The 20,430-nt window shown below is 45.2% G+C and carries 13 protein-coding genes; 8 read left to right on the forward strand and 5 right to left on the reverse strand.

The window, feature by feature from the left end; genetic code table 11:
- Positions 1-208 precede the first annotated feature (208 nt).
- From glgX to treY, 3 genes are read left to right on the forward strand one after another with little or no spacing between them, the layout of a single operon-like run.
- Entirely contained in the window at positions 209-2,356 is a 2,148-nt protein-coding gene (gene glgX, locus FSB76_RS02460) for a glycogen debranching protein GlgX (protein WP_147052018.1), read from the forward strand.
- Complete coding sequence (gene treZ, locus FSB76_RS02465) at positions 2,334-4,172, forward strand: malto-oligosyltrehalose trehalohydrolase (protein WP_147052019.1); 1,839 nt, start codon at positions 2,334-2,336, stop codon at positions 4,170-4,172. The genes glgX and treZ overlap by 23 nt, the downstream gene beginning before the upstream one ends.
- A complete protein-coding gene (gene treY / locus FSB76_RS02470) occupies positions 4,165-6,849 on the forward strand; it encodes a malto-oligosyltrehalose synthase (protein WP_147052020.1) in 2,685 nt (894 codons plus the stop codon). The genes treZ and treY overlap by 8 nt, the downstream gene beginning before the upstream one ends.
- A gap of 279 nt (positions 6,850-7,128) precedes the next feature.
- Here treY and FSB76_RS02475 read toward each other — a convergent pair whose 3' ends face one another.
- The gene (locus FSB76_RS02475; RefSeq protein WP_147052021.1) at positions 7,129-7,749 is read right to left on the reverse strand and encodes a TetR/AcrR family transcriptional regulator; all 621 of its coding nucleotides are present in this window, start codon (positions 7,747-7,749) and stop codon (positions 7,129-7,131) included.
- A gap of 172 nt (positions 7,750-7,921) precedes the next feature.
- Here FSB76_RS02475 and FSB76_RS02480 point away from each other — a divergent pair, with 172 nt between their 5' ends.
- Complete coding sequence (locus FSB76_RS02480; RefSeq protein ID WP_147052022.1) at positions 7,922-9,040, forward strand: mechanosensitive ion channel family protein; 1,119 nt, start codon at positions 7,922-7,924, stop codon at positions 9,038-9,040.
- On the opposite strand, the gene FSB76_RS02485 is transcribed toward FSB76_RS02480, so the two are convergent.
- The 3 genes from FSB76_RS02485 to FSB76_RS02495 all read right to left on the reverse strand — a co-directional run bounded on the left by FSB76_RS02485 (position 9,037) and on the right by FSB76_RS02495 (position 14,415).
- Positions 9,037-9,522, reverse strand: coding sequence for a DUF4126 domain-containing protein (locus FSB76_RS02485; RefSeq protein ID WP_158642823.1), 486 nt, complete (start codon positions 9,520-9,522; stop codon positions 9,037-9,039). The genes FSB76_RS02480 and FSB76_RS02485 overlap by 4 nt on opposite strands.
- A gap of 149 nt (positions 9,523-9,671) precedes the next feature.
- Positions 9,672-11,174: a DUF1501 domain-containing protein gene (locus tag FSB76_RS02490; protein ID WP_147052024.1), complete on the reverse strand. Its 1,503-nt coding sequence runs from the start codon at positions 11,172-11,174 to the stop codon at positions 9,672-9,674.
- A 7-nt stretch (positions 11,175-11,181) separates the two neighbouring features.
- Complete coding sequence (locus FSB76_RS02495; RefSeq protein WP_147052025.1) at positions 11,182-14,415, reverse strand: DUF1553 domain-containing protein; 3,234 nt, start codon at positions 14,413-14,415, stop codon at positions 11,182-11,184.
- An 888-nt stretch (positions 14,416-15,303) separates the two neighbouring features.
- On the opposite strand from FSB76_RS02495, the gene FSB76_RS02500 reads away from it, so the two are divergent.
- From FSB76_RS02500 to FSB76_RS02515, 4 genes are all read left to right on the forward strand, one after another.
- Positions 15,304-16,179 carry a helix-turn-helix domain-containing protein gene (locus tag FSB76_RS02500; protein WP_147052026.1) on the forward strand — a complete coding sequence of 292 codons (876 nt, stop codon included), beginning with the start codon at positions 15,304-15,306 and terminating at the stop codon, positions 16,177-16,179.
- Between the two features lie 105 nt (positions 16,180-16,284).
- On the forward strand, positions 16,285-17,655 hold the full coding sequence (locus tag FSB76_RS02505) for a sensor histidine kinase (RefSeq protein WP_147052027.1): 1,371 nt from the start codon (positions 16,285-16,287) through the stop codon (positions 17,653-17,655).
- A gap of 81 nt (positions 17,656-17,736) precedes the next feature.
- Positions 17,737-18,114 (forward strand): response regulator, encoded by a 378-nt coding sequence (locus tag FSB76_RS02510; RefSeq protein WP_090651949.1) that lies wholly within the window; start codon positions 17,737-17,739, stop codon positions 18,112-18,114.
- Positions 18,114-19,157: an adenylate/guanylate cyclase domain-containing protein gene (locus tag FSB76_RS02515; RefSeq protein WP_192910119.1), complete on the forward strand. Its 1,044-nt coding sequence runs from the start codon at positions 18,114-18,116 to the stop codon at positions 19,155-19,157. Before FSB76_RS02510 ends, FSB76_RS02515 begins: the two co-directional genes overlap by 1 nt.
- 384 nt (positions 19,158-19,541) lie before the next feature.
- Here FSB76_RS02515 and FSB76_RS02520 read toward each other — a convergent pair whose 3' ends face one another.
- Complete coding sequence (locus tag FSB76_RS02520; RefSeq protein ID WP_147052029.1) at positions 19,542-20,420, reverse strand: YitT family protein; 879 nt, start codon at positions 20,418-20,420, stop codon at positions 19,542-19,544.
- Between the last annotated feature and the right edge of the window lie 10 nt (positions 20,421-20,430).

The following is a 20,430-nucleotide window of genomic DNA, read 5'->3' on the forward strand; positions in this document are numbered from 1 at the left end:
TAATAGATATACAAAGCTACATAAGTTAATTTATAACCATCAATTATAAATTAACAATTTTAAACCCAAAGCAACCATTGTGTTCGTTTTTTTACAATTTCGTTATCAATCGCTACGTAATATTTTTTTTTAACAACCAAACAAATCAATCCCATTTTCCTTAAATAACTGATCATTTAAGATTTAAAAAAAACGGACAGTATCCCCTATGAAAATAACAACATACCCTGGCAAATCATTCCCGCTTGGCGCCACATGGGATGGTAAGGGCGTAAATTTTACCCTATATTCCGAGAACGCTACCGGTGTTGATCTTTGCCTGTTTCACAGCCCCGAAGATGAAATAGAAACAGAAAGGATCCCTATTACCGAATATTCCGAACTCATCTGGCATATCTATATTCCCGGTTTAAAACCCGGCCAGCTTTACGGCTACCGTGTAAGCGGGCCCTACGAGCCCGAAAACGGCCACCGTTTTAATCCCAATAAGCTTTTGCTTGATCCGTATGCCAAAGCCATATCTGGCACCATTAACTGGGACGATTCGCTTTTTGGCTACCAGATAGGCAGCGATGAAAAAGACCTGAGCTTTAGTGAAACCGATAATGCAGCCTTTATGCCCAAATCGGTGGTTATTGACCATAACTTTGATTGGGAGGGCGATAAAGCTCCTTGTATAGAATATTATAACTCGGTGATATACGAAGCTCACGTTAAAGGTTTTACCAAAATGCATCCCGAAATCCCGGAGGAGATCAGGGGCACCTACGCGGCCATCGGTCATCCGGTAACTATTAAATATTTAAAGGAGCTGGGCATTACCGCTATCGAACTGATGCCTATCCATCATTTTTTGAACGACAGGCACCTGGTTGAAGAAGGGCTTACTAACTATTGGGGTTACAATACCATCGGCTTTTTTGCCCCCGATGCCCGCTACTCATCAAGCGGCGTGCGCGGCGAGCAGGTTACCGAGTTTAAAACCATGGTAAAAGAACTGCATAAGGCCGGTATTGAGGTAATACTTGATGTGGTTTACAACCATACCGGCGAAGGCAGCGAAATGGGACCTACCCTATCGTTCCGCGGTATTGATAACTGTTGTTACTACCGCCTGGCCGAAGATAACCGGTATTATATGGACTACACCGGCACTGGGAACACACTGAATGCCAACCTGCCCAATGTATTACGCCTGATGATGGATAGCCTGCGTTACTGGATATTGGAAATGCATGTGGATGGCTTTAGGTTTGACCTTGCCGCTACCCTGGCGCGCGAGTTGCACGAGGTAAACCGGCTGAGCGCTTTTTTTGATATTATTCACCAGGACCCCTGCATATCGCAGGTAAAACTAATTGCCGAGCCATGGGATATTGGCGAAGGTGGCTACCAGGTGGGCAAGTTTCCGCCGGGATGGGCCGAATGGAACGGCAAATACCGCGATAGCATCCGCGATTTCTGGAGCGGCACCGAAAGTTCACTGGCCGAGTTTGGCGACAGGATTACCGGCAGCTCCGATCTTTACAAATCATACCGCAGGCCAACAGCCAGCATTAACTTTGTAACCGCTCATGACGGCTTTACCCTTAACGACCTGGTAACCTACAACGAAAAACATAACGAAGCCAACGGCGAGGATAACAACGACGGCGAAAGCCATAACCGATCATGGAACTGTGGGGTTGAAGGCCCAACCGAAGACAAAGCCATTAATGAGCTGCGCGAAAAACAAAAAAGAAATTTTTTAACCACGCTTTTCCTGTCACAAGGGGTTCCTATGCTGGTAGCCGGTGACGAAATGAGCCGTACCCAAAAAGGCAACAACAACACATACTGCCAGGATAACGAACTGAGCTGGATAAATTGGGAAACCATGGACAAAGACCTGATGGTGTTTACCGGCAAACTGATTAAGCTGAGGAAAGAGCATGCGGCATTCTCGCGCAAAAGCTGGTTTAAGGGCGAGGTTGAAAAGAAAAGCGGCGTGGCCGATATTGCCTGGTTTTTGCCCGATGGTACCGAAATGACAGAGGATAACTGGAATCACAATTTTGCCAAATCGGTAGCCGTATTTTTAAACGGATTGGGACTGCACAGCGTTAATGCCGAAGGTAATAAGGTGGTAGATGATAGCTTCTACATCATATTTAACGCGCATGACCAGCCTTTAAGCTACCAGCTGCCGCCATCAGAATACGCTGACGATTGGGACTTACTGATTGACAGTAACAAAAACCCCAACGAAGAAACCAAAGGAACATTTAAAGCACATGAAACTATACAGGTTGAAGGGCGGTCGGTAGTACTGCTTCAGCATCAGCTCATCCACAATGGCGAAACAAAACATCATTAACAGAACATTAGGGGTTAATTTTAACAACGATAAATTTGCCACGGTAAACGTTTGGGCACCGGACGCTACGGAGGTAACACTGCAAACAGGCAACGCGCACCTTACCCTAATCAAACAGGAACGCGGATACTGGGCGCTGGATACCGATAAAATAAAAGCAGGAGATACCTATTGGTTTAAGGTGGATGGTAAACAATTGCCCGACCCGGCATCGCTGCTGCAACCCGAAGGCGTACACGGCCCGTCTGAAGCTGTTGATTTAAAATCATTCAACTGGACAGACCAGCAATGGAAAAACCCATTGTTGGCCGATTATATTATTTACGAATTACATACCGGAACTTTTAGCGCCGAAGGTAATTTTAAGGGCATTGAAGAAAAACTGGATTATTTAATTGACCTGGGGATTACAGCCATTGAAATTATGCCCGTGTCGCAGTTCCCCGGCGACCGAAACTGGGGGTACGACGGTGTTTTTCCATTTGCCACGCAAAACAGTTACGGCGGCCCGCAAGGCATGCAGCAATTGGTAAACGCCTGCCACAATAAGGGGCTGGCAGTTATTCTTGATGTAGTTTATAACCATTTGGGCCCGGAGGGCAATTACTTTGGCCGGTTTGGCCCTTACTTTACCGATAAATACCACACGCCCTGGGGAGCAGCCATTAATTTTGACGATGCCGGATGCGACGAGGTGCGGCGATATTTTATTGAAAATGTGCTTATGTGGCTGCGCGATTTTCACATAGATGCCTTGCGAATGGACGCCGTACATGCCATCAGGGACTTTAGCCCTGTACACATTTTACAGGAGATAACCGAACACGTTGCCCAACTGGCACAGCAAAGCGGTAAAACGCACTATTTAATTGCCGAATGCGACCTGAATGATGCACGGTACATTAATCCTGTGCAAAAGGGCGGCTACGGCTTTGACGCTCAATGGATAGATGAGTTTCACCATGCCCTGCGGGTTGCAGCAGGCGGCGAGCGCAACGGCTACTATACCGATTTTAATGGTATTGCCGATTTAGCCAATGCCTACCAAAACGGCTATGTATATCACGGCCAATATTCTGAACAGCGGCAAAAAACTTTCGGCACCAAAACAGATGGTATTAACGGGCGGCAGTTTGTGGTATTCTCGCAAAATCACGACCAGGTGGGTAACCGTATGCTGGGCGAGCGTTCGAGCCAATTGTTTAGCTTCGGGATGCAAAAGCTAATGGCCGGCGCAGTTATGATAAGCCCATTTTTACCCATGCTGTTTATGGGCGAGGAATGGAGCGAAACTAACCCTTTCCAGTTTTTTGTGAGCCATACCGATAAAAAACTGATTGAAGCCGTGCGCAAAGGCCGTAAAGCCGAATTTGCCGATTTTCATGCCGAAGGCGAAGCGCCAGACCCACAAGCTGTGAGCACGTTTGAAAACTCCAAACTCAACTGGGCATTGCCCCACCAGGGGCAACACCTGTTGATGCTGAATTATTATAAAACACTCATCAGCTTAAAAAAACAACAACCAGCATTTAAAAAAACCGACCGGAATAATATGAGTGTAAAAGTTGATGAGGCCGCCCAAACAATCATCATTCAGCGATGGACGGATGAGCAGCGGGTACTTTGCCTGCTCAACTTCAGTAAAAAAGACCAGGAGTTGAATATAGGTGGCAACAACAACCAGCCATGGCAAAAGCTCTTTGATTCTGCCGAGCCTAAATGGAACGGCCCGGTAGCGTCACCGGCAATAATAAACACAAGCGAAGTATCGGTACCGCCCGAATCTATATTGATATACACCCAATATTATGCATAACCCGGCTGCAACGTACAGAATTCAGTTCAATAAGGATTTTACCTTTAAGCATTTAAATGCCATTATTCCTTATTTGCAGCAATTGGGCATCGGCACGTTATATGCCTCGCCTATTTTTGAAGCAACGCCGGGCAGCGCCCACGGTTATGATGTGGTTAACCCGCTGCGCATTAATCCCGAGATTGGCACGCTGAAGCAACTGGAAGGCATCAGCAAAAAACTTAAAAAATTAAACATCAGCTGGCTGCAGGATATTGTACCCAACCACATGGCCTACCACGCCAACAACCAGTGGCTGATGGATGTGCTGGAAAAAGGAAGGCGATCGGCCTATGCCGATTTTTTTGACATATCATGGTCGGCCCCCGTTTATGATGGTCGGATAATGGTACCATTTTTAGGCGTTCCGTTTGAGGAGGCCTTGCTGCAGGGCCAAATTAAAATGGTATTTGCCGGCAACGGTTTTGCTTTTGCCTGCGGCGATCAGCAATACCCGTTAAACCTCCGCTCTTACATTACCATACTGGAGCAGGTGGGGCAACCAACGCAGATCATCAGCGAACTGGTTGAAGAAGCTAAAGAAATTCAGCAGGCAGATGACGATGTATCATTTGCATTACGTTTTGCCGAACTTAAAGAGCAACTCGCATCGCTGCATAAACAACCCGCAATAAAAAAGATATTCCGGGCAGTAGTAAGCCATATTAATGGCGAAAAAAATCTGCTCGGCCAACTGTCCAACCAGCAATATTACCGGCTTTGCTTTTGGCAGGAAACCGAAAAGCAGATCAACTTCAGGAGGTTTTTTACGGTGAACGGCCTTATCTGCCTAAATATGCAGCTACCCAGGGTTTTTGATAAATGCCATGAGCTGGTTCGGGATCTGTTAGATAAAAATATTATCCAGGGCCTGCGTTTAGATCATATTGACGGCTTATACGACCCCGCTGGGTACCTGCAACGCCTGCGTACTTTTGCGGGCAAAGAAACTTATATAGTAGTTGAAAAGATACTGGAAGATGGCGAGGCCTTGCCCGCAGATTGGCCCATTGAGGGCACTACCGGGTACGACTTCCTGGCCGCTGTGAACAACCTTTTTACCCAGGCCGAAAGTAAAAAGCAATTTGCCGCCTTTTACCGTGATATTGCCCGGGATAAGTTGCCCGTTAACAAGGCTATCTTAAAAAAGAAATCGCTGATATTATATGAGCACATGGCCGGCGAATTGCAAAACCTTTACCAGCTATTTTGCGACCTGGAGCTGGCCGATGCATCATCCATCAAAGAAAACAACATTAAGCTTATCATAGCCGAATTTTTGATCCGTTGCCCCGTGTACCGTTATTATGGCAATACTTTTCCTTTAGCTGCGGACGATCAGCAAGGCATAAAAGAGATATTCAAAAACATCGGCGAAGCAAAACCCGAAATTGAAGCAGCCGCCCGTTTGTTAGAAAGCGTATTATTGAAAAACGGCAATGCGGATTATAATAGCCGCGTGCTGCAATTTTACCATCGCTGTATGCAGTTTACGGGCCCCATAATGGCCAAGGGCGTTGAGGATACGCTGATGTATACATACGACAGGTTTATAGGCCACAACGAGGTTGGCGATACCCCGGAAACCTTTGGCCTGCCGGTTGATGAGTTTCATGCTATCATGGTAGCCCGGCAGCAACAATGGCCGCTGGCCATGAATGCCACTGCCACACACGATACCAAGCGCGGCGAAGGCGTGAGGGCCAGGCTAAACGCACTTACCGATATGGCCGCCGAATGGATAGCGATTGTTAAACATTGGCAAACCATTAACAACAGGCACAAAACCAACAACGCACCCGACGACAACGACGAATACCTGCTTTACCAAACCATTGCCGGCAGCTACCCCATGCCCGGCGAAAGCGACGACTTTGCCAACCGTATTGAAGAATACCTGGTAAAAGGCCTGCGCGAAGCCAAACTGCATACCCAGTGGGCCGAGCCCAACCAGGTTTATGAAGAAAGCACCAAAAAGTTTGTAAACGCCATATTAAAGCCCGGCAGCGATTTTATGAAAAGCTTTTTGCCATTTTTGAAAAAGGTTGCAGATTATGGCATTATCAATTCGCTTGCGCAAACGGTTTTAAAATTTACCTGCCCCGGTGTGCCGGACGTTTACCAGGGCTGCGAATTTTGGGACCTGAGCATGGTTGACCCGGACAACCGCCGCCCGGTGGACTATAACTTAAGGGCGAAAGCACTGGATGCTATAGCCGGTAATAAAATCACTATTAAAGCGCTTTGGAAAAACCGCTATAGCGGCCACATCAAGCTTTGGCTTACCAGCGTATTATTTAACCAACGCAGGGATAATCCGCAGGTATTTAAAAATGGTGATTATATATCCTTGACTGTTAAGGGCAAATACGAAGAAAATGTGATTGCCTTTGCCCGAAGCAGTGCCTATGGCTGGTATATTGTGGCTCTGCCTTTGCACCTGGCCCAAATTAACACCGACAGCACTAAACCTGATGAACTGGATTGGCAAAACACCCGGATTATATTGCCAGCTAATGCACCTTCCCACTGGCAGGCAATAACCGACGGAAAAACATTTATAGCTGCCAATGAAATTGAAGTAAGGGCAATATTTAAACAATTACCCCTTGCTGTACTTAAATCGGTTAAGGGTTGATAACAAAAAGAAGCGGCATTTTAAAGCAGATTACCAGCCCGGCAGGTTGTAAATATAAAAGCCGGATGAAAAATAAATCTTCATCCGGCTAAATCACTCTAAAACAATCACCTCTTAATTAAATAGGAAGTATAAACAAATTATATATAGATACTTTAACAAGTACTATTAATTAAATGTTACAACAAAGTTATCTATAATATACAGCAAGCATGTGATAACCCGGTCATTTTTACGGGATACTGACATTTAATACTAACCGGTATTTAATAGGTTGTATTAACAATAAAGTAACCCTTTGATGAAGATGTCGGTAAGCAAAAGCTTCTTGCTCCTGATCTCTTCCAGGTGTTCTTTGCGGGGGAAACTGCTTTTCTTTTGAGATACGGCCCCTACCCTGATACCGTGCATGGCATCCAGTAAAAGATCTACCAATTCTTCGGGATTTTCAATCGGCCCAATGCAGCCTTTTTCCATTTCATTTTTAACAGCGTTGGTTAACAAAGTAAGTTCGGCTTTGTGCACCTGCTCAACAATTTCCCAAATGGTATCTGGCAAATTTTGCTCGTTAAGCCTGAAAAAATCAAAAAAGTTATAATTGCTTACAATAAAATCGTGATGGGTATTAATCTGGAAAACAAAAGCTTCTTTAAGGCTGCCGAATGTATCGGCCTTTTCTTCCAGTTTTTTAAGGTAGTCTACAGCCAGTTTTCGCATTACGGCCATGTACAGCTGGCTTTTATCCGGAAAGTAATAATACAGCAGTGCTTTTGACATTGAAAGGTCGCCGGCAATTTCATTCATCGTGGTTTTTGAATAGCCATAATGTAAAAAACGCTCGTACGATGCCTCTAATATCTTTTCCCTTTTTATGTCCTGATGGTCGTGGGTTGTAGCCATTGCCGTATCAATTATTAAATTCCAGCCAGCTTAAAAACTAAATTCCTGACTTTTTAAACAAATCTATCAAAAAATCTATACATAACTGTAGCAACACCCCTTTCATTACGTGTTGTTAAAACAATTTTACATTCGTAGTATTTATGATAGTAATTAACTAACGTTATTAAGCATGAATATCATTAACAGACTCCCCCCTGATCTGCTTGAATTTTCAAAACAAATCCCTGCCTTCGTATGGAACCTTATTATAACAGTAACAGCTATCCTGGTAGGTTTGCTCATAAAACTTGCAGTTACACGTTTGTTTAGGATATATGCAAAAAAAGAAGAGACGGATTATTCTTTCTTCAGGTCGGTTATTGTAAACCTGGGCAAGGCTATCACCTATTTCATCCCGTTATTCCTGTTTAATTTGTTTATCCCGCTGATGCGGATGGATAAAGCCTACCTCACCCCACTTGATAAAACAATCGAGATTTTCCTGACCATATCATTCGCCGGCATCCTGGTACGTTCCATCAGGGTGCTTGAAGATTACATTTACCACACGTACGATCTTAACAAAGCCGATAACCTGGTTGAACGCAAGGTGCGCACACAAATTCAGTTTATCCGCAAGTTTTTGGTGGTGCTTATTGTGTTTGTAACCATTGCCATCATACTGCTCAGTTTTGACAGCATGCGCAAAATTGGTACAGGGTTGCTCACGGGAGTTGGTATAGGCGGTATAATTGTTGGTTTTGCGGCACAAACCTCGTTGGGTAACCTGCTGGCCGGTTTCCAGATAGCGTTTACACAGCCAATCCGTATTGATGATGTGTTGGTGGTAGAAGGCGAGTGGGGCCGCGTTGAAGAGATTACGCTAACCTACGTGGTGCTTAACATCTGGGATAAACGAAGGCTGATACTCCCTATCAATTACTTCATCACCAAGCCATTTCAGAACTGGACACGCACCTCATCCGAAATTTTGGGTACCGTGTTTTTATATGTAGATTATACCATTCCGCTGGATGCCATCCGCACGGAGTTTGAGCGGTTGATTAATTTAAGCCCGCTGTGGGATAAAAAGGTGCAGGTGGTACAGGTAACCGATACCAAAGAAAACAACATCGAAGTACGTGTGCTCATGAGTGCCCGCAACTCGTCAGAGGCGTTTGACCTGCGCTGTTACATCCGCGAAAACCTGGTTGGCTTTATCCAGCAAAACTACCCCGGCAGCTTGCCAAGAATCAGGAACGAGGTTAGTAACCTTGAAAAATATTTGCAGCCTAAAGCCGAAGCTTAAGCTGCATTTGAAAATTCAATACCGCTGCCAATTACCAGGGCATCTTCTATAGCGCCAACAAACGGATCGGTTACATTGCTTGCTTTTACGGCATCTTTACGTAACCAAAAACTGCCAAATGTTGATGCAAAAGCCGCAGCGCCACCAATTAAAGCACCAGTAGCAGGGTTGCCCCCTGTTGCTTTGTATACACTGGCGCCGGCAAGCGCTCCCGACATCATCCTGAACACAACCGAAACCGGTTTAACCCGGTCTTTAGCCGATGGCAGCTTATCGCCGATAATTTCGCCTACAGCCAGTATCTTCAGCGCCAGCGCGACATTCCTGGATTGCATGAATTTTAATGGCGAGTGATCAAGTCTTTTAGTTTGATGATGGCTTAATATATGACTGGCAATAACCGGTGCCGATGTTGACCGCATGCCGGCCAAAGCGCCCAACCCCATAACCTGCCAAAAAGGATGTGATATTTTGAGTTCCATGTTGATGCTTATTATATGATAATAACCATGCATTGCTGATTATGTTCTGTATAAAACAACAAAACACTGGCAGTGTCGCACTGTCTTCAACCTTCGATAAAAGCAATAAAAAATCTTGATACCTGATACTTACTACTTACTACTTGATACTAACTCAAAATATCCCTCACCACCTTCCCTTCCACATCGGTAAGCCTGAAACGGCGGCCCTGGAACTGGTAAGTCAGCAACTCGTGATTGATGCCCATCAGGTGCAACAGCGTTGCCTGAAAATCGTGTACGTGCACCGGATCTTTTACAATATTGTAGCTAAAATCATCCGTTTCGCCATAGCTGATGCCGTGTTTTACCCCTGCGCCGGCCATCCACATGGTAAAGCAACGCGGGTGATGGTCGCGGCCATAATTATCGGCGGTTAACTTGCCCTGCGAGTATGCGGTGCGGCCAAATTCGCCGCCCCATATTACCAGTGTATCATCCAGCATCCCGCGTTGTTTCAAATCTTTGATCAAGGCAGCAGTTGCCTGGTCGGTGGCTTTACACTGCCCGGCTATGCCCGATGGCAGGTTACTATGCTGATCCCAGCCCTGGTGGTATAGCTGCACAAACTTCACATCTTTTTCCAGCAGCTTTCGCGCCAGCAGGCAATTGGCGGCATAGGTACCGGGGTCTTTACTATCGGGGCCGTACATCTCAAAAATTTCTTTGGGCTCGTTAGCGGTGCTCATTACCTCGGGTACCGATGTTTGCATGCGGGCAGCCATTTCATACTGGGCTATGCGGGCATCTACCTCAGGGTCGGCATACGCGGCGTTTTGCAGGTTGTTGAGTTTAGACAGGTATTCCAGCATTTCCTTTCTATCTGCGCCATCATAGCCTTCGGGATTATTCAGGAACAAAACTGGATCTTTGCCCGAACCAAACTGCACCCCCTGGAACTTGGATGGCAGGAAACCGTTACCCCATAATCGGGCGTACAAAGGCTGGTCTTTAGGTGCATTTTTTGAAACCAGTACAATAAAAGTAGGCAGGTTTTGATTATCCGACCCTAAACCATAGCTAATCCAGGAACCTATTGAAGGCCTGCCCGGCAATTGGTTACCCGTTTGCAGGAAAGTTATAGCCGGATCATGGTTTATAGCTTCAGAATACAGCGATTTTACAATACACAGCTCATCTACCACCTGGGCGGTAAAGGGCATCAATTCGCTCATCCACGTTTGGCTTTGGCCGTGCCGGTTAAATTTATAGTACGATGGCGCCAGCGGCAGCACGCTCTGGTTGGCGCTCATCCCGGTAAGCCTTTGCCCCTGCCTCACCGAATCGGGCAGGTTTTGGCCAAGCATGGTAGCCAGTTTGGGCTTGTAATCAAAAGTCTCAAATTGCGATGGCCCGCCCGCCTGGAACAGGTATACTACCCGTTTTGCCTTCGGTGCGATCTGTGGCAGGGCGCTCAAAATATCATCCTCCAGGCTGCCCGGGCGTTTAAGCGGGCTTCCAAAAACACTATTGCCAAATAACGATCCAACGGCAAGCGCGCCCAAACCCAGTGAAGTTTTGGTTAAAAAATTGCGCCTGTCCATCTTCTGGTGAAGCTCATTAAATTCCGGCGTATGCAGCCTGAATTCCTCATCATGGTGAAAATCTGACATGGGTGTTTTATCTTTTGGTTAATGATGCATCTGAATTTAAAATAGCGCTGGCCACTACGGTATTGGCTGCTATTAAAGCGCCATCCAGCTTTTTATCTACCCGGTACTGGCCGGCCGTAAGCCAGCCCTTTTGTTTCTCGGGGTGTGTTTTAAACTTTTTGAGTTCTACCTGTTGCAGAGCCATTAACAGGCTTACTTCGTCGGCTGTGGGGCTGCGGCTGGTTAGTTTGCGGTAGGCGGTAGTAATGGCTGCCTTGCCATCAGTATTTCGGGTCATTTGCTCGCCCAAAACCTTGGCAGCCTCCACAAACGTAGGGTCATTCAGGGTTACCAACGCCTGCAGTGGCGTATTGGTTTTTTGCCGGCGAATAATACAATAGCTGCGCGATGGCGCGTCAAACGTAGCCAATGTTGGGTTGGGGACAGATCGTTTTACAATAACGTACAAACTGCGCCTGTAAACTGCTTTCCCGGTATCGGGTGTATAAGTGGTATTGTTAATTTCCCATAAACCCGCGGGCTGGTATGGTTTTATACTTTTGCCGCCTATTTGGGTGTTTAACAATCCGCTGGCAAATAAGGCATTGTCGCGAATCATCTCGGCAGGCATCCGGTACGCCGGGCCGTGCGACAGGTAACGATTTTCAGGATCTTTCTCTGCAGCCTCTTTAGCCGGCCGCGAATCCTGGCGGTACGTAGCCGACATCACGATTAGTTTATTCAAAGCTTTCATATCCCAGCCTTGCTCAACAAAGGTTGTGGCCAGCCAGTCCAGCAGTTCGGGGTGGCTGGGCATTTCGCCCTGGTTACCAAAATCTTCGCTGGTTTTCACCAGCCCGGTTCCAAAAAAGTTTTGCCACAAACGGTTTACCGCTACCCTTGCTACCAACGGATTATCGGCATTTGTAGCCCATTGCGCCAGGCCATACCTGTTTTTAGGCAAACCGGCCGCAAATGGCAGTATAGCTTCGGGCGTGTTGGGAAAAACCTGTTCGCCGGGCATATCGTAATTACCACGATTGAGCAGGTACGAGTTTTTAGGCTTGGCCATTTCCTGCATTACCATCAACTCGGCCACGTTTTCGGTCGAATCTGATAAAGTAGTGCGCAATGCGGTTAACTTTTTTGTCTCGGCCAGCATCAGCGGGGCAACGGCGGTAAGGTAGTAGGCTTTTAGCTTACCAATATCATCGGCAGATAAGGCCTCCTTGTTTTTTGCAGCCACCTGCTGCCAGCTATCCTTTTGCGCCAGTATTTTCACCTCGAAAGCGGTAAGGGTCCGGTTGTATACCACAATATCATCAACCTTGCCGTCTTTAAAACCACGCCCACGTTCCCAGGCGCCAACCTGCAAGCCGGGCTGGCTATCGCCCATAAATAAAATATCCTTGGTAAGCTGATCCATGGTGGTTTCCATTTTCATTTCGCTGCCATCCAGGTACAGTTTAAAACCATCCGCCTTTGCCGATCCATCATAGGTTGCCGTAAGCTGTATCCACTTATCGCGGGGCACGTCATCCACAGTAACCAGGGTTATTGCATTTGAAGGCCCCGTGTGGGCCATGTTTAACTCCAGCTTATTATTTTTGAGGTATAAATGATAGCCCCTGAAGTTGTACAGCCGTTCGGAATTGCCTTTATGGAAAATTACACCTTCGCCCAACTGTTTAGGAATGTTAACCCAAATACCGATGCTAAAGGGCTGCGACTTGCGGAATACGCCAATCTTATTCAAATCCAGCCAGGTATCGCCATTTAAGGCCAATGCCTTGCCATCGCCCTTAGCCTCAATTAAAGGTGCATCGCCGGCCTGCCCGCCTTCGCGTTTCATGGTGCCTATATATTTAGGGTTCACGCTGCTTGCCAGGTCGCCCTTATCAAAATTAAAACTGGCCTGCAAGCCATTAGCCGGAATTTTTTCAGTAGCCAGTTTTTTATATTCGCCATTGGCAAGCCATTTATCAAAATCAGCCAAAGCCTTGCTTTCTGTTTGGGCAATGGTGTTTTTTTGCTGCGCGATGTTGTCATTAATAAAAGCAAGTATTTTTTCCTTCTGCGCTGTTGGCAGCATTAATGTTGGCGTTGGCAAAGCATCGTCCCAGGATATTTGCCCAGCCTCTTTTACGTTATTGAAAAAACTGAACAGCTGGTAATAATTCTTTTGCGATATCGGGTCGAATTTGTGGTCATGGCATTTGGCGCAGCCTACAGTCATGCCTAATACCGCGCTGCCAAAGGTATTTGTACGGTCAATCACATATTCGGTTTGGTATTCCTCCTCAACAACGCCGCCTTCCATATTTTGCTGGTGATTACGGTTAAAGGCGGTAGCAATGATCATATCTTTTGTTGGGTGCGGCATCAAGTCGCCGGCCAATTGCCACTGGATAAATTTATCGTAGCTAAAGTTGCTGTTAAAAGCCTTAATTACCCAATCGCGATAGGGCGACATATCCCTTATCCTATCTACCGTGTACCCATGCGAATCGGCAAAACGGGCAGCATCCAGCCAGTCCACAGCCATTTTTTCGCCATAATGCGGCGATGCCAGCAGGCGGTCTACCTGTTTTTCATAAGCATTGGGCGATGAATCTTTTAAATAATCATCAATCTCTTTTAGCGTTGGCGGCAAGCCGGTAAGGTCAAGCGAAAGCCTGCGCAACAACAATTCTTTATCAGCTTCTTTGGATGGCAGCAGGTTTTGCCGTTTAAGCCTGGCCAGCACAAAGTTATCAATAGGGTTATTCACCACGCCATCAACCACGGGAACGACTGTCTTTACCGGTTTTACAAAGGCCCAGTGAGGTTTATATACAGCCCCGTTTTTTATCCATTTTATAATTACAGCCTTTTCGTAGGCCGACAATGTATGGTGCGATTCGGGAGCGGGCATCAGGTAGGTTGAATCGGTTGATAAGATGCGTTTTACCACCTCGCTATGCTGAAGGTCGCCGGGTTTAATGGCAACAACGCCTATATCGTCGGGGATTTCGGCGTAGGCATTTGCAGCTATATCTAACCTTAAACCCGCCTTTTGTTTGTTTTTATCGGGGCCGTGGCAGGCGAAGCACTTGTTGGATAGTATAGGCTTTACATCAATGTTATAATCAACCGTTGGCGGCAAAGCGTCGTATGCTTTTTGCACATCGGCAGGCAAATCGACAGCCGAAGAATAAAAAAATAAACCGCTGCCTGTTACCACTACGGCACTTAGCGTTACTAAAAAAGACCTCAGCATCATACAATTTATCAGGTTTGATAATCTGGATAAAGCTACGCGGAGCCGTGGAATAAAAATTTCACAAAGGCCACATCAATTTGCACAAACCCGACTTTAACGGGTCAACCTGATGATTAAATTTATTAAATTGCGATCCTCTTGGTAGCTGTTTAAAAATGAAAGAAAAAGACCATTATTGAATGTTAAAGCCAGGCCAAACGCAGGGGCGTGGAATATTTGATATTGTATGGTGGCGACGACTCACCCCGGCTACGCTGCGCTGGCCGAATCTCTCTCCGGCTACGCCGCAAAGAGGGTTTTAAAGATTTTTGTTTTATAAATTACTGATGATTAATAAACTAATAATTGTAAACCCTCTATGCGGCGCAGCCGGAGAGAGGGTGGTCGGGCGTAGCCTCGACCGGGTGAGTTGTAGCCCGCGTTCAATCGAATGTTTATAATGCAGGTTCAATGCCTGATAAATACGTAAGAAAACAACAAGGTAATTTGGTAGCCAAACCACTATAACATTTTTATCAAATCAAATTTAAACAGCCTCTTAGAAGCTGTCTAAATTTGAAAAGGAAGGCCATGATTGAAATCAAAACCTGGCGAAACGTAGGAGCGGGAATGCGGAATATCGCATGAAGGTTAAGACTCACCCGGCGAGGCTGCGCCCGCCACCCTCTCTTCACCTGCGGTGGAAAGAGTGGCTTAAATATTGACTATCAATGCATTATATCGAAAAAAATAAAGAATTTTCAAGCCCCTCTTTCCGGCGAAGCCGAAGAGAGGGTGGCCAGCGCAGCGTAGCCGGGTGAGTCTTCGCTGCCATGCGAATACGTTGTTGTCTATTCATTAGAAGCATAAAAACATTATCAAATCAAATTTAAACAGCCTCTTACAGGTATGAACAAAAGCGTTTTAAGATCGACATTCAATTTGCTGAACATTGATCATGTAGAGCTGAACAAAAACTGGGACTATAAAAACGTAACCAGTACATTTTACCGGCTGTATTACATCGACGGCGGCGAAGGTGTGTTGTATAATGCAGATAGCAGCATTAAACTGGAACCGGGCTTTATATACCTGGTACCGAGTTTTACCACCTGTAATTATTATTGCGACAACTATTTAAGCCAGTACTACATCTGTTTTGCCGAAGAATCCATCGACGGGGCCTCGCTGTTTTCATCAAACCGTAAAATATTCAAATTAAAAGCCGGCGATAATGCCCTGGCGTGTTTTAAACGTATACTGCAGTTAAACCCCAACAGGAGTTTGTATATATCCTACAATCCTAAAGTTTATGAGAAGCGCCCGGTGCAAAAGAATTTCGAGGAGTTGAACCAACTGATGCACGCCTCGGCTTATATGGAAACTTATGGCTTGCTTTTGCAACTGGTATCGATGTTTTTAAAACCGGATGTTTTTTTGATGGAAGATAAAAGCATCATCCACTCCAAAATATCTGATGCTATAAATTATATACAAACCAACCTGCACCAGAATATCACAGTTGCCCAACTGGCCAAACGCGCCAACCATAATGCCGACTATTTTTCGCGCCTGTTTTTTGAAAATACCGGCGAGCGGCCCTTAACTTACATCCAATCAAAACGCATTGAACGCGCACAACTGTTGCTTACCACAACCAATATGCCTTTTTATGAAATAGCCGCCGAAACAGGTTTTGAAAGCCTCGCCTATTTTTCACGGGTATTCAGAAATATTACCGGGCAAACACCCGGATCATATAAAAAAAACAGCCTGGTGATGTAATGAGCTGCCTCATTTCGCTATTAAATTCTGATTAATGCAAATAAAATATTAGTTTTAAAACTGTTTGCCTAAACATCCGGCGCAAATTGAAAATTTGATTCTTTTATGATAGGAATAGAACCTGCTGTAACCATATTTCTTACAACCCAGCTACGCAAAAGTTTAAAAGACCGGGGCATCGCCAGCGAATGGGATAAATACCTTTTGTATGTATTATACGGCGCTGTTGCTGTAATGATGGGAAGCATTTTTCTTGAAAAAGAAGGGTTGATCAGGTGGTTTAACCACGCCCTTTTAGCATGGCTTATATCCTTACCTTTTACAAAAGAAGAATTTAAAGCAAATCGGTCTATTATCAATTGGGTACTGCCGTTTGCGGTGGCGGTAATTTTTAGCGACCTGGTACGCCTTGTTGCGTCCGGCTTTTATGACGATCATAACGATCTCTTTGAAAACTCTGTAGGCTTTACTGTTCTGTGGCTTTTTGCCATGTGGTGGATAAACCGCAAACAAGCCAAAGCACTTGAAACAGAACGGATAAAGCGCCGTAATGAAGAAGAACAAAACCGCATGATGGCGGCCATGAAAGTTAACCTGGAAAGCGAAGTAAAGCAACGTACCGCCGAACTAACTAACCAGAAGGAAGAACTGCAACACGCCCTATCCGAACTGAGAAGCACCCAGGCACAACTGGTACAGCAGGAAAAAATGGCATCGCTGGGCGAACTTACTGCAGGTATAGCCCATGAAATTCAAAACCCGCTTAACTTTGTAAACAACTTTAGCGAGGTGAGTATCGAATTACTGGACGAACTTAAAGATGAGGTATTAAGCAAGCTGCCAGACGATATTAAACAGGAAGCGGACGATATTATAAGCGATATTACCCAAAACCTAACCAAAATAAACCAGCATGGCAAACGCGCCGATGCCATTGTAAAAGGGATGCTGCAGCACTCGCGTACCACTACAGGTAAAAAAGAACCAACCGATATTAACGCGCTTGCCGATGAATACCTGCGTTTAAGCTACCATGGCTTACGCGCCAAAGACAAAATGTTTAACGCCGGCATGAAAACCAGTTTTGATGAAAACATTGGTAAAATTGAAGCCATTCCGCAGGATCTGGGTCGGGTATTACTAAATCTGTTTAACAACTCCTTTTATTCGGTTGCCGAAAAGAAAAAGCAAAATATTGCCGGTTATGAGCCAACCGTAACGGTGGTTACAAAAAAATTACCAAACGCCGTTGAAATTACCGTAAGCGATAATGGTACGGGCATCCCTCAAAAGGTTTTAGACAAGATATATCAGCCATTTTTCACCACCAAACCAACCGGGCAGGGAACCGGCCTCGGCCTATCCATGAGTTATGATATTATTACCAAAGGGCACGGCGGCGATTTGAAGGTAGAAACTGCCGAGGGTGAGTTTGCCAGGTTTATGATCACTATTCCGGATGTTAAAGCTAATTAATGGCAAAACAGCTGCAATAATCGCGTTTTAGCTGCCTGTTAAATCAATACAAAACCTAAATTTGAAACGAGAAATACTACTATGAAAATACTTGTTGTTGATGACGAGGCTGATGTACAACCATTGTTTTTGCAACGCTTCCGCAAAGAGATAAAGAATGGCGAAATCGAATTTAATTTTGCGCAATCGGGCGAGGAAGCCATGTCGTTTTTGGCGGTTAACCATTCTGAAGTGATCCTGATCCTATCTGATATTAACATGCCCGGCATGACGGGATTGGAATTACTTGACAAAATAAGGCACACTTACGAAAAACCGCCACCGGTAGTCATGATGATTACAGCCTATGGCGATGATGAAAACTACCAAAAATCAATGGAGTTGGGCGCTAATGATTTTTTAACCAAGCCCCTTGATTTTAATAATTTAAAAGAAAAACTAAAACACATAGAACAATAATGGCCAAAATACTGGTGGTTGATGATGAATTGGACCTGGAATTATTGATAAAACAAAAATTCAGGAAAAAGATCCGTGAAAAAGTATATGATTTTGTATTCGCCCACAATGGTTTTGAAGCACTGGTAAAACTTGCCGAGGATCCGGAGATTGATATGATTTTAAGCGATATCAATATGCCCGAAATGGACGGCCTTACACTGCTTACCAAACTGCCCGAAGCCAACCCTATTTTAAAAGCTGTAATGGTATCGGCCTACAGCGATATGGATAATATCCGCACGGCCATGAACCGCGGCGCATTTGACTTTGTTGTTAAACCGGTGAATTTCGACGACCTGGATATTACCATCGAAAAAACTTTGATGCACGTGCTGGAGTTGAAAAAAACCATGCAGGCCATCAAAGAGAATAACATCCTGAGGATGTACGTTGATGAAAACGTGCTCAACTTTATGACCCACAAGGAGTTTGAAACAAGTCTGCTAAGTAACGAAACTATAGATGCTACTGTTTTATTCATCGATATCTGCGGCTTCACGGCTATATCCGAGCATGTACCGGCCAATGCCGTTGTAAGTTTAATAAACAAGCTTTTTGATATGATGGTGCAGGAAATTATAGCCCAAACCGGCCATATCGATAAATTTATGGGCGATGCCGTGATGGCGGTTTTCCGCGGAGAGTACCACCTGGACCGGGCCATAGATGCAGCCCTTGCTGTGCGCGAAAAAATGCACAGCACCGAAACCATAGTTTACGGCGATAAAACGTTTAAACCCGATGTATCCATCGGTATAAACTCGGGCGAAATGATATCAGGCAACATTGGTTCTGCATCCTTAAAACGCCTGGATTACACCGTAATCGGCGATGCCGTAAACCTTGCCCAGCGCCTGCAGGGTGTAGCAAAGGCCAACCAGATTGTGGTTACCGAAGAAGTTTACCAAAAAGCCAAAGAATCCTTCGAGCTCAAAAAAATTGGCGAAGTAACATTGAAGAACAAGGCATTGCCGGTGGAGATTTATGAAGTAGTTTCGTAGAGTAGTATCAAGTAGTAAGTATTAAGGCAGCGCCCTCCTGTCATGCTGAGTGGTAAAATCTCGCGAAATTCTGAAGGGAGAATGACAATCAAAAAAAAACGACTGTCATCCTGAGGAACGAAGGATCTATTCGCGAACTTTTTTGGCGGTTATGCATGGCGTAGAATAGATCCTTCGCTATCGCTCAGGATGACAGAAAATGAAACATGTCATGGGTAGGCACGATGCATCTATTCGCAAACTGTGCAGGGTAACAAGCATGGCGTAGAATAGATCCTTCACTACGTTCAGGATGACAGAGTAAAAAATCAGCACCTCCCCCCTGTCAGTGAGGTACGAAGCATGACAGCGGGGAACTATAAAAATTTCAATTGATACTAAACCTCAATGCTCTCGCACACGTTTCTTCAATACCCCACCGGCTGCTTCCTTGATGCTGTTGGTAAATACGAATGCTTTGGGATCAATGCTGTGCACCAGGTTTTTGAGGCGGCGTACCTCGAAGCGGGTTATTACGGTAAAAATGATATCAACGGGCTGGTGTACGTCGAAACTTTCTTTTAAAAAGCCGCGCTCGCCTTTGTAGATGGTGATACCCCTGCCCAGTTCCATAACCAGTTTTTCTTTGATGATCTCGCTTTGGCCGGATATGATGTTTACGGCGGTGTATTCTTCCAGGCCATCAATTACAAAGCTAATGGTACGGGATGCCGTGTAGTAAGTTAATATGGAATATAATGCTGTCGGCAGGCCAAGTTCAAAAGCAGCAATTAAAAATATAATAATGTTGATGCCTAAAATAATCTCGCTGATAGTAAAACTACTGCGTTTTAAGGTGTAAAGTGCCAGTATCTCTATCCCATCTAACGCGCAGCCGCCCCGAATGGAAAGGCCAACCCCCAGGCCCATAAACACACCGCCGAATATGGATACCAATAACTTATCGGATGTAATAACCGGATAAGGTACATACAACAAGCAAATCCCAAGCCCTATAACGCATGCAAAGGTTTTGAGCGCAAAAGACCTGTTCACCTGGAACATTCCCATAATGATGAACGGAATATTGGCAGCTATGATCACAAAAGCGATGTTGATGTGATAAAGCTCATGAATCAGCAGGGATATACCCGTTACTCCTCCATCAAAAAATTGGTTAGGTACCAAAAAACCTTTCAGGGCAAATCCGCAAAATAAAATCCCGATAATTACGGTTACTACATCCTTAATTATTTCAGATAAACTATGTTCCGGTTTAGTCATGTATAGTACT

The sequence above is a fragment of the Mucilaginibacter ginsenosidivorax genome, from assembly GCF_007971525.1.
GTDB classification, from domain to species: Bacteria; Bacteroidota; Bacteroidia; order Sphingobacteriales; family Sphingobacteriaceae; genus Mucilaginibacter; species Mucilaginibacter ginsenosidivorax.

Coding starts and splice junctions, on each gene's coding strand:
- FSB76_RS02520 (WP_147052029.1), bottom strand. CDS start 20,420: ATGACTAAACCGGAACATAGTTTATCTGAAATAATTAAGGATGTAGTA.
- FSB76_RS02495 (WP_147052025.1), bottom strand. CDS start 14,415: ATGATGCTGAGGTCTTTTTTAGTAACGCTAAGTGCCGTAGTGGTAACA.
- FSB76_RS02500 (WP_147052026.1), top strand. CDS start 15,304: ATGAACAAAAGCGTTTTAAGATCGACATTCAATTTGCTGAACATTGAT.
- FSB76_RS02480 (WP_147052022.1), top strand. CDS start 7,922: ATGAATATCATTAACAGACTCCCCCCTGATCTGCTTGAATTTTCAAAA.
- treZ (WP_147052019.1), top strand. CDS start 2,334: ATGGCGAAACAAAACATCATTAACAGAACATTAGGGGTTAATTTTAAC.
- FSB76_RS02485 (WP_158642823.1), bottom strand. CDS start 9,522: ATGGAACTCAAAATATCACATCCTTTTTGGCAGGTTATGGGGTTGGGC.
- FSB76_RS02490 (WP_147052024.1), bottom strand. CDS start 11,174: ATGTCAGATTTTCACCATGATGAGGAATTCAGGCTGCATACGCCGGAA.
- FSB76_RS02505 (WP_147052027.1), top strand. CDS start 16,285: ATGATAGGAATAGAACCTGCTGTAACCATATTTCTTACAACCCAGCTA.
- treY (WP_147052020.1), top strand. CDS start 4,165: ATGCATAACCCGGCTGCAACGTACAGAATTCAGTTCAATAAGGATTTT.
- glgX (WP_147052018.1), top strand. CDS start 209: ATGAAAATAACAACATACCCTGGCAAATCATTCCCGCTTGGCGCCACA.
- FSB76_RS02475 (WP_147052021.1), bottom strand. CDS start 7,749: ATGGCTACAACCCACGACCATCAGGACATAAAAAGGGAAAAGATATTA.
- FSB76_RS02515 (WP_192910119.1), top strand. CDS start 18,114: ATGGCCAAAATACTGGTGGTTGATGATGAATTGGACCTGGAATTATTG.
- FSB76_RS02510 (WP_090651949.1), top strand. CDS start 17,737: ATGAAAATACTTGTTGTTGATGACGAGGCTGATGTACAACCATTGTTT.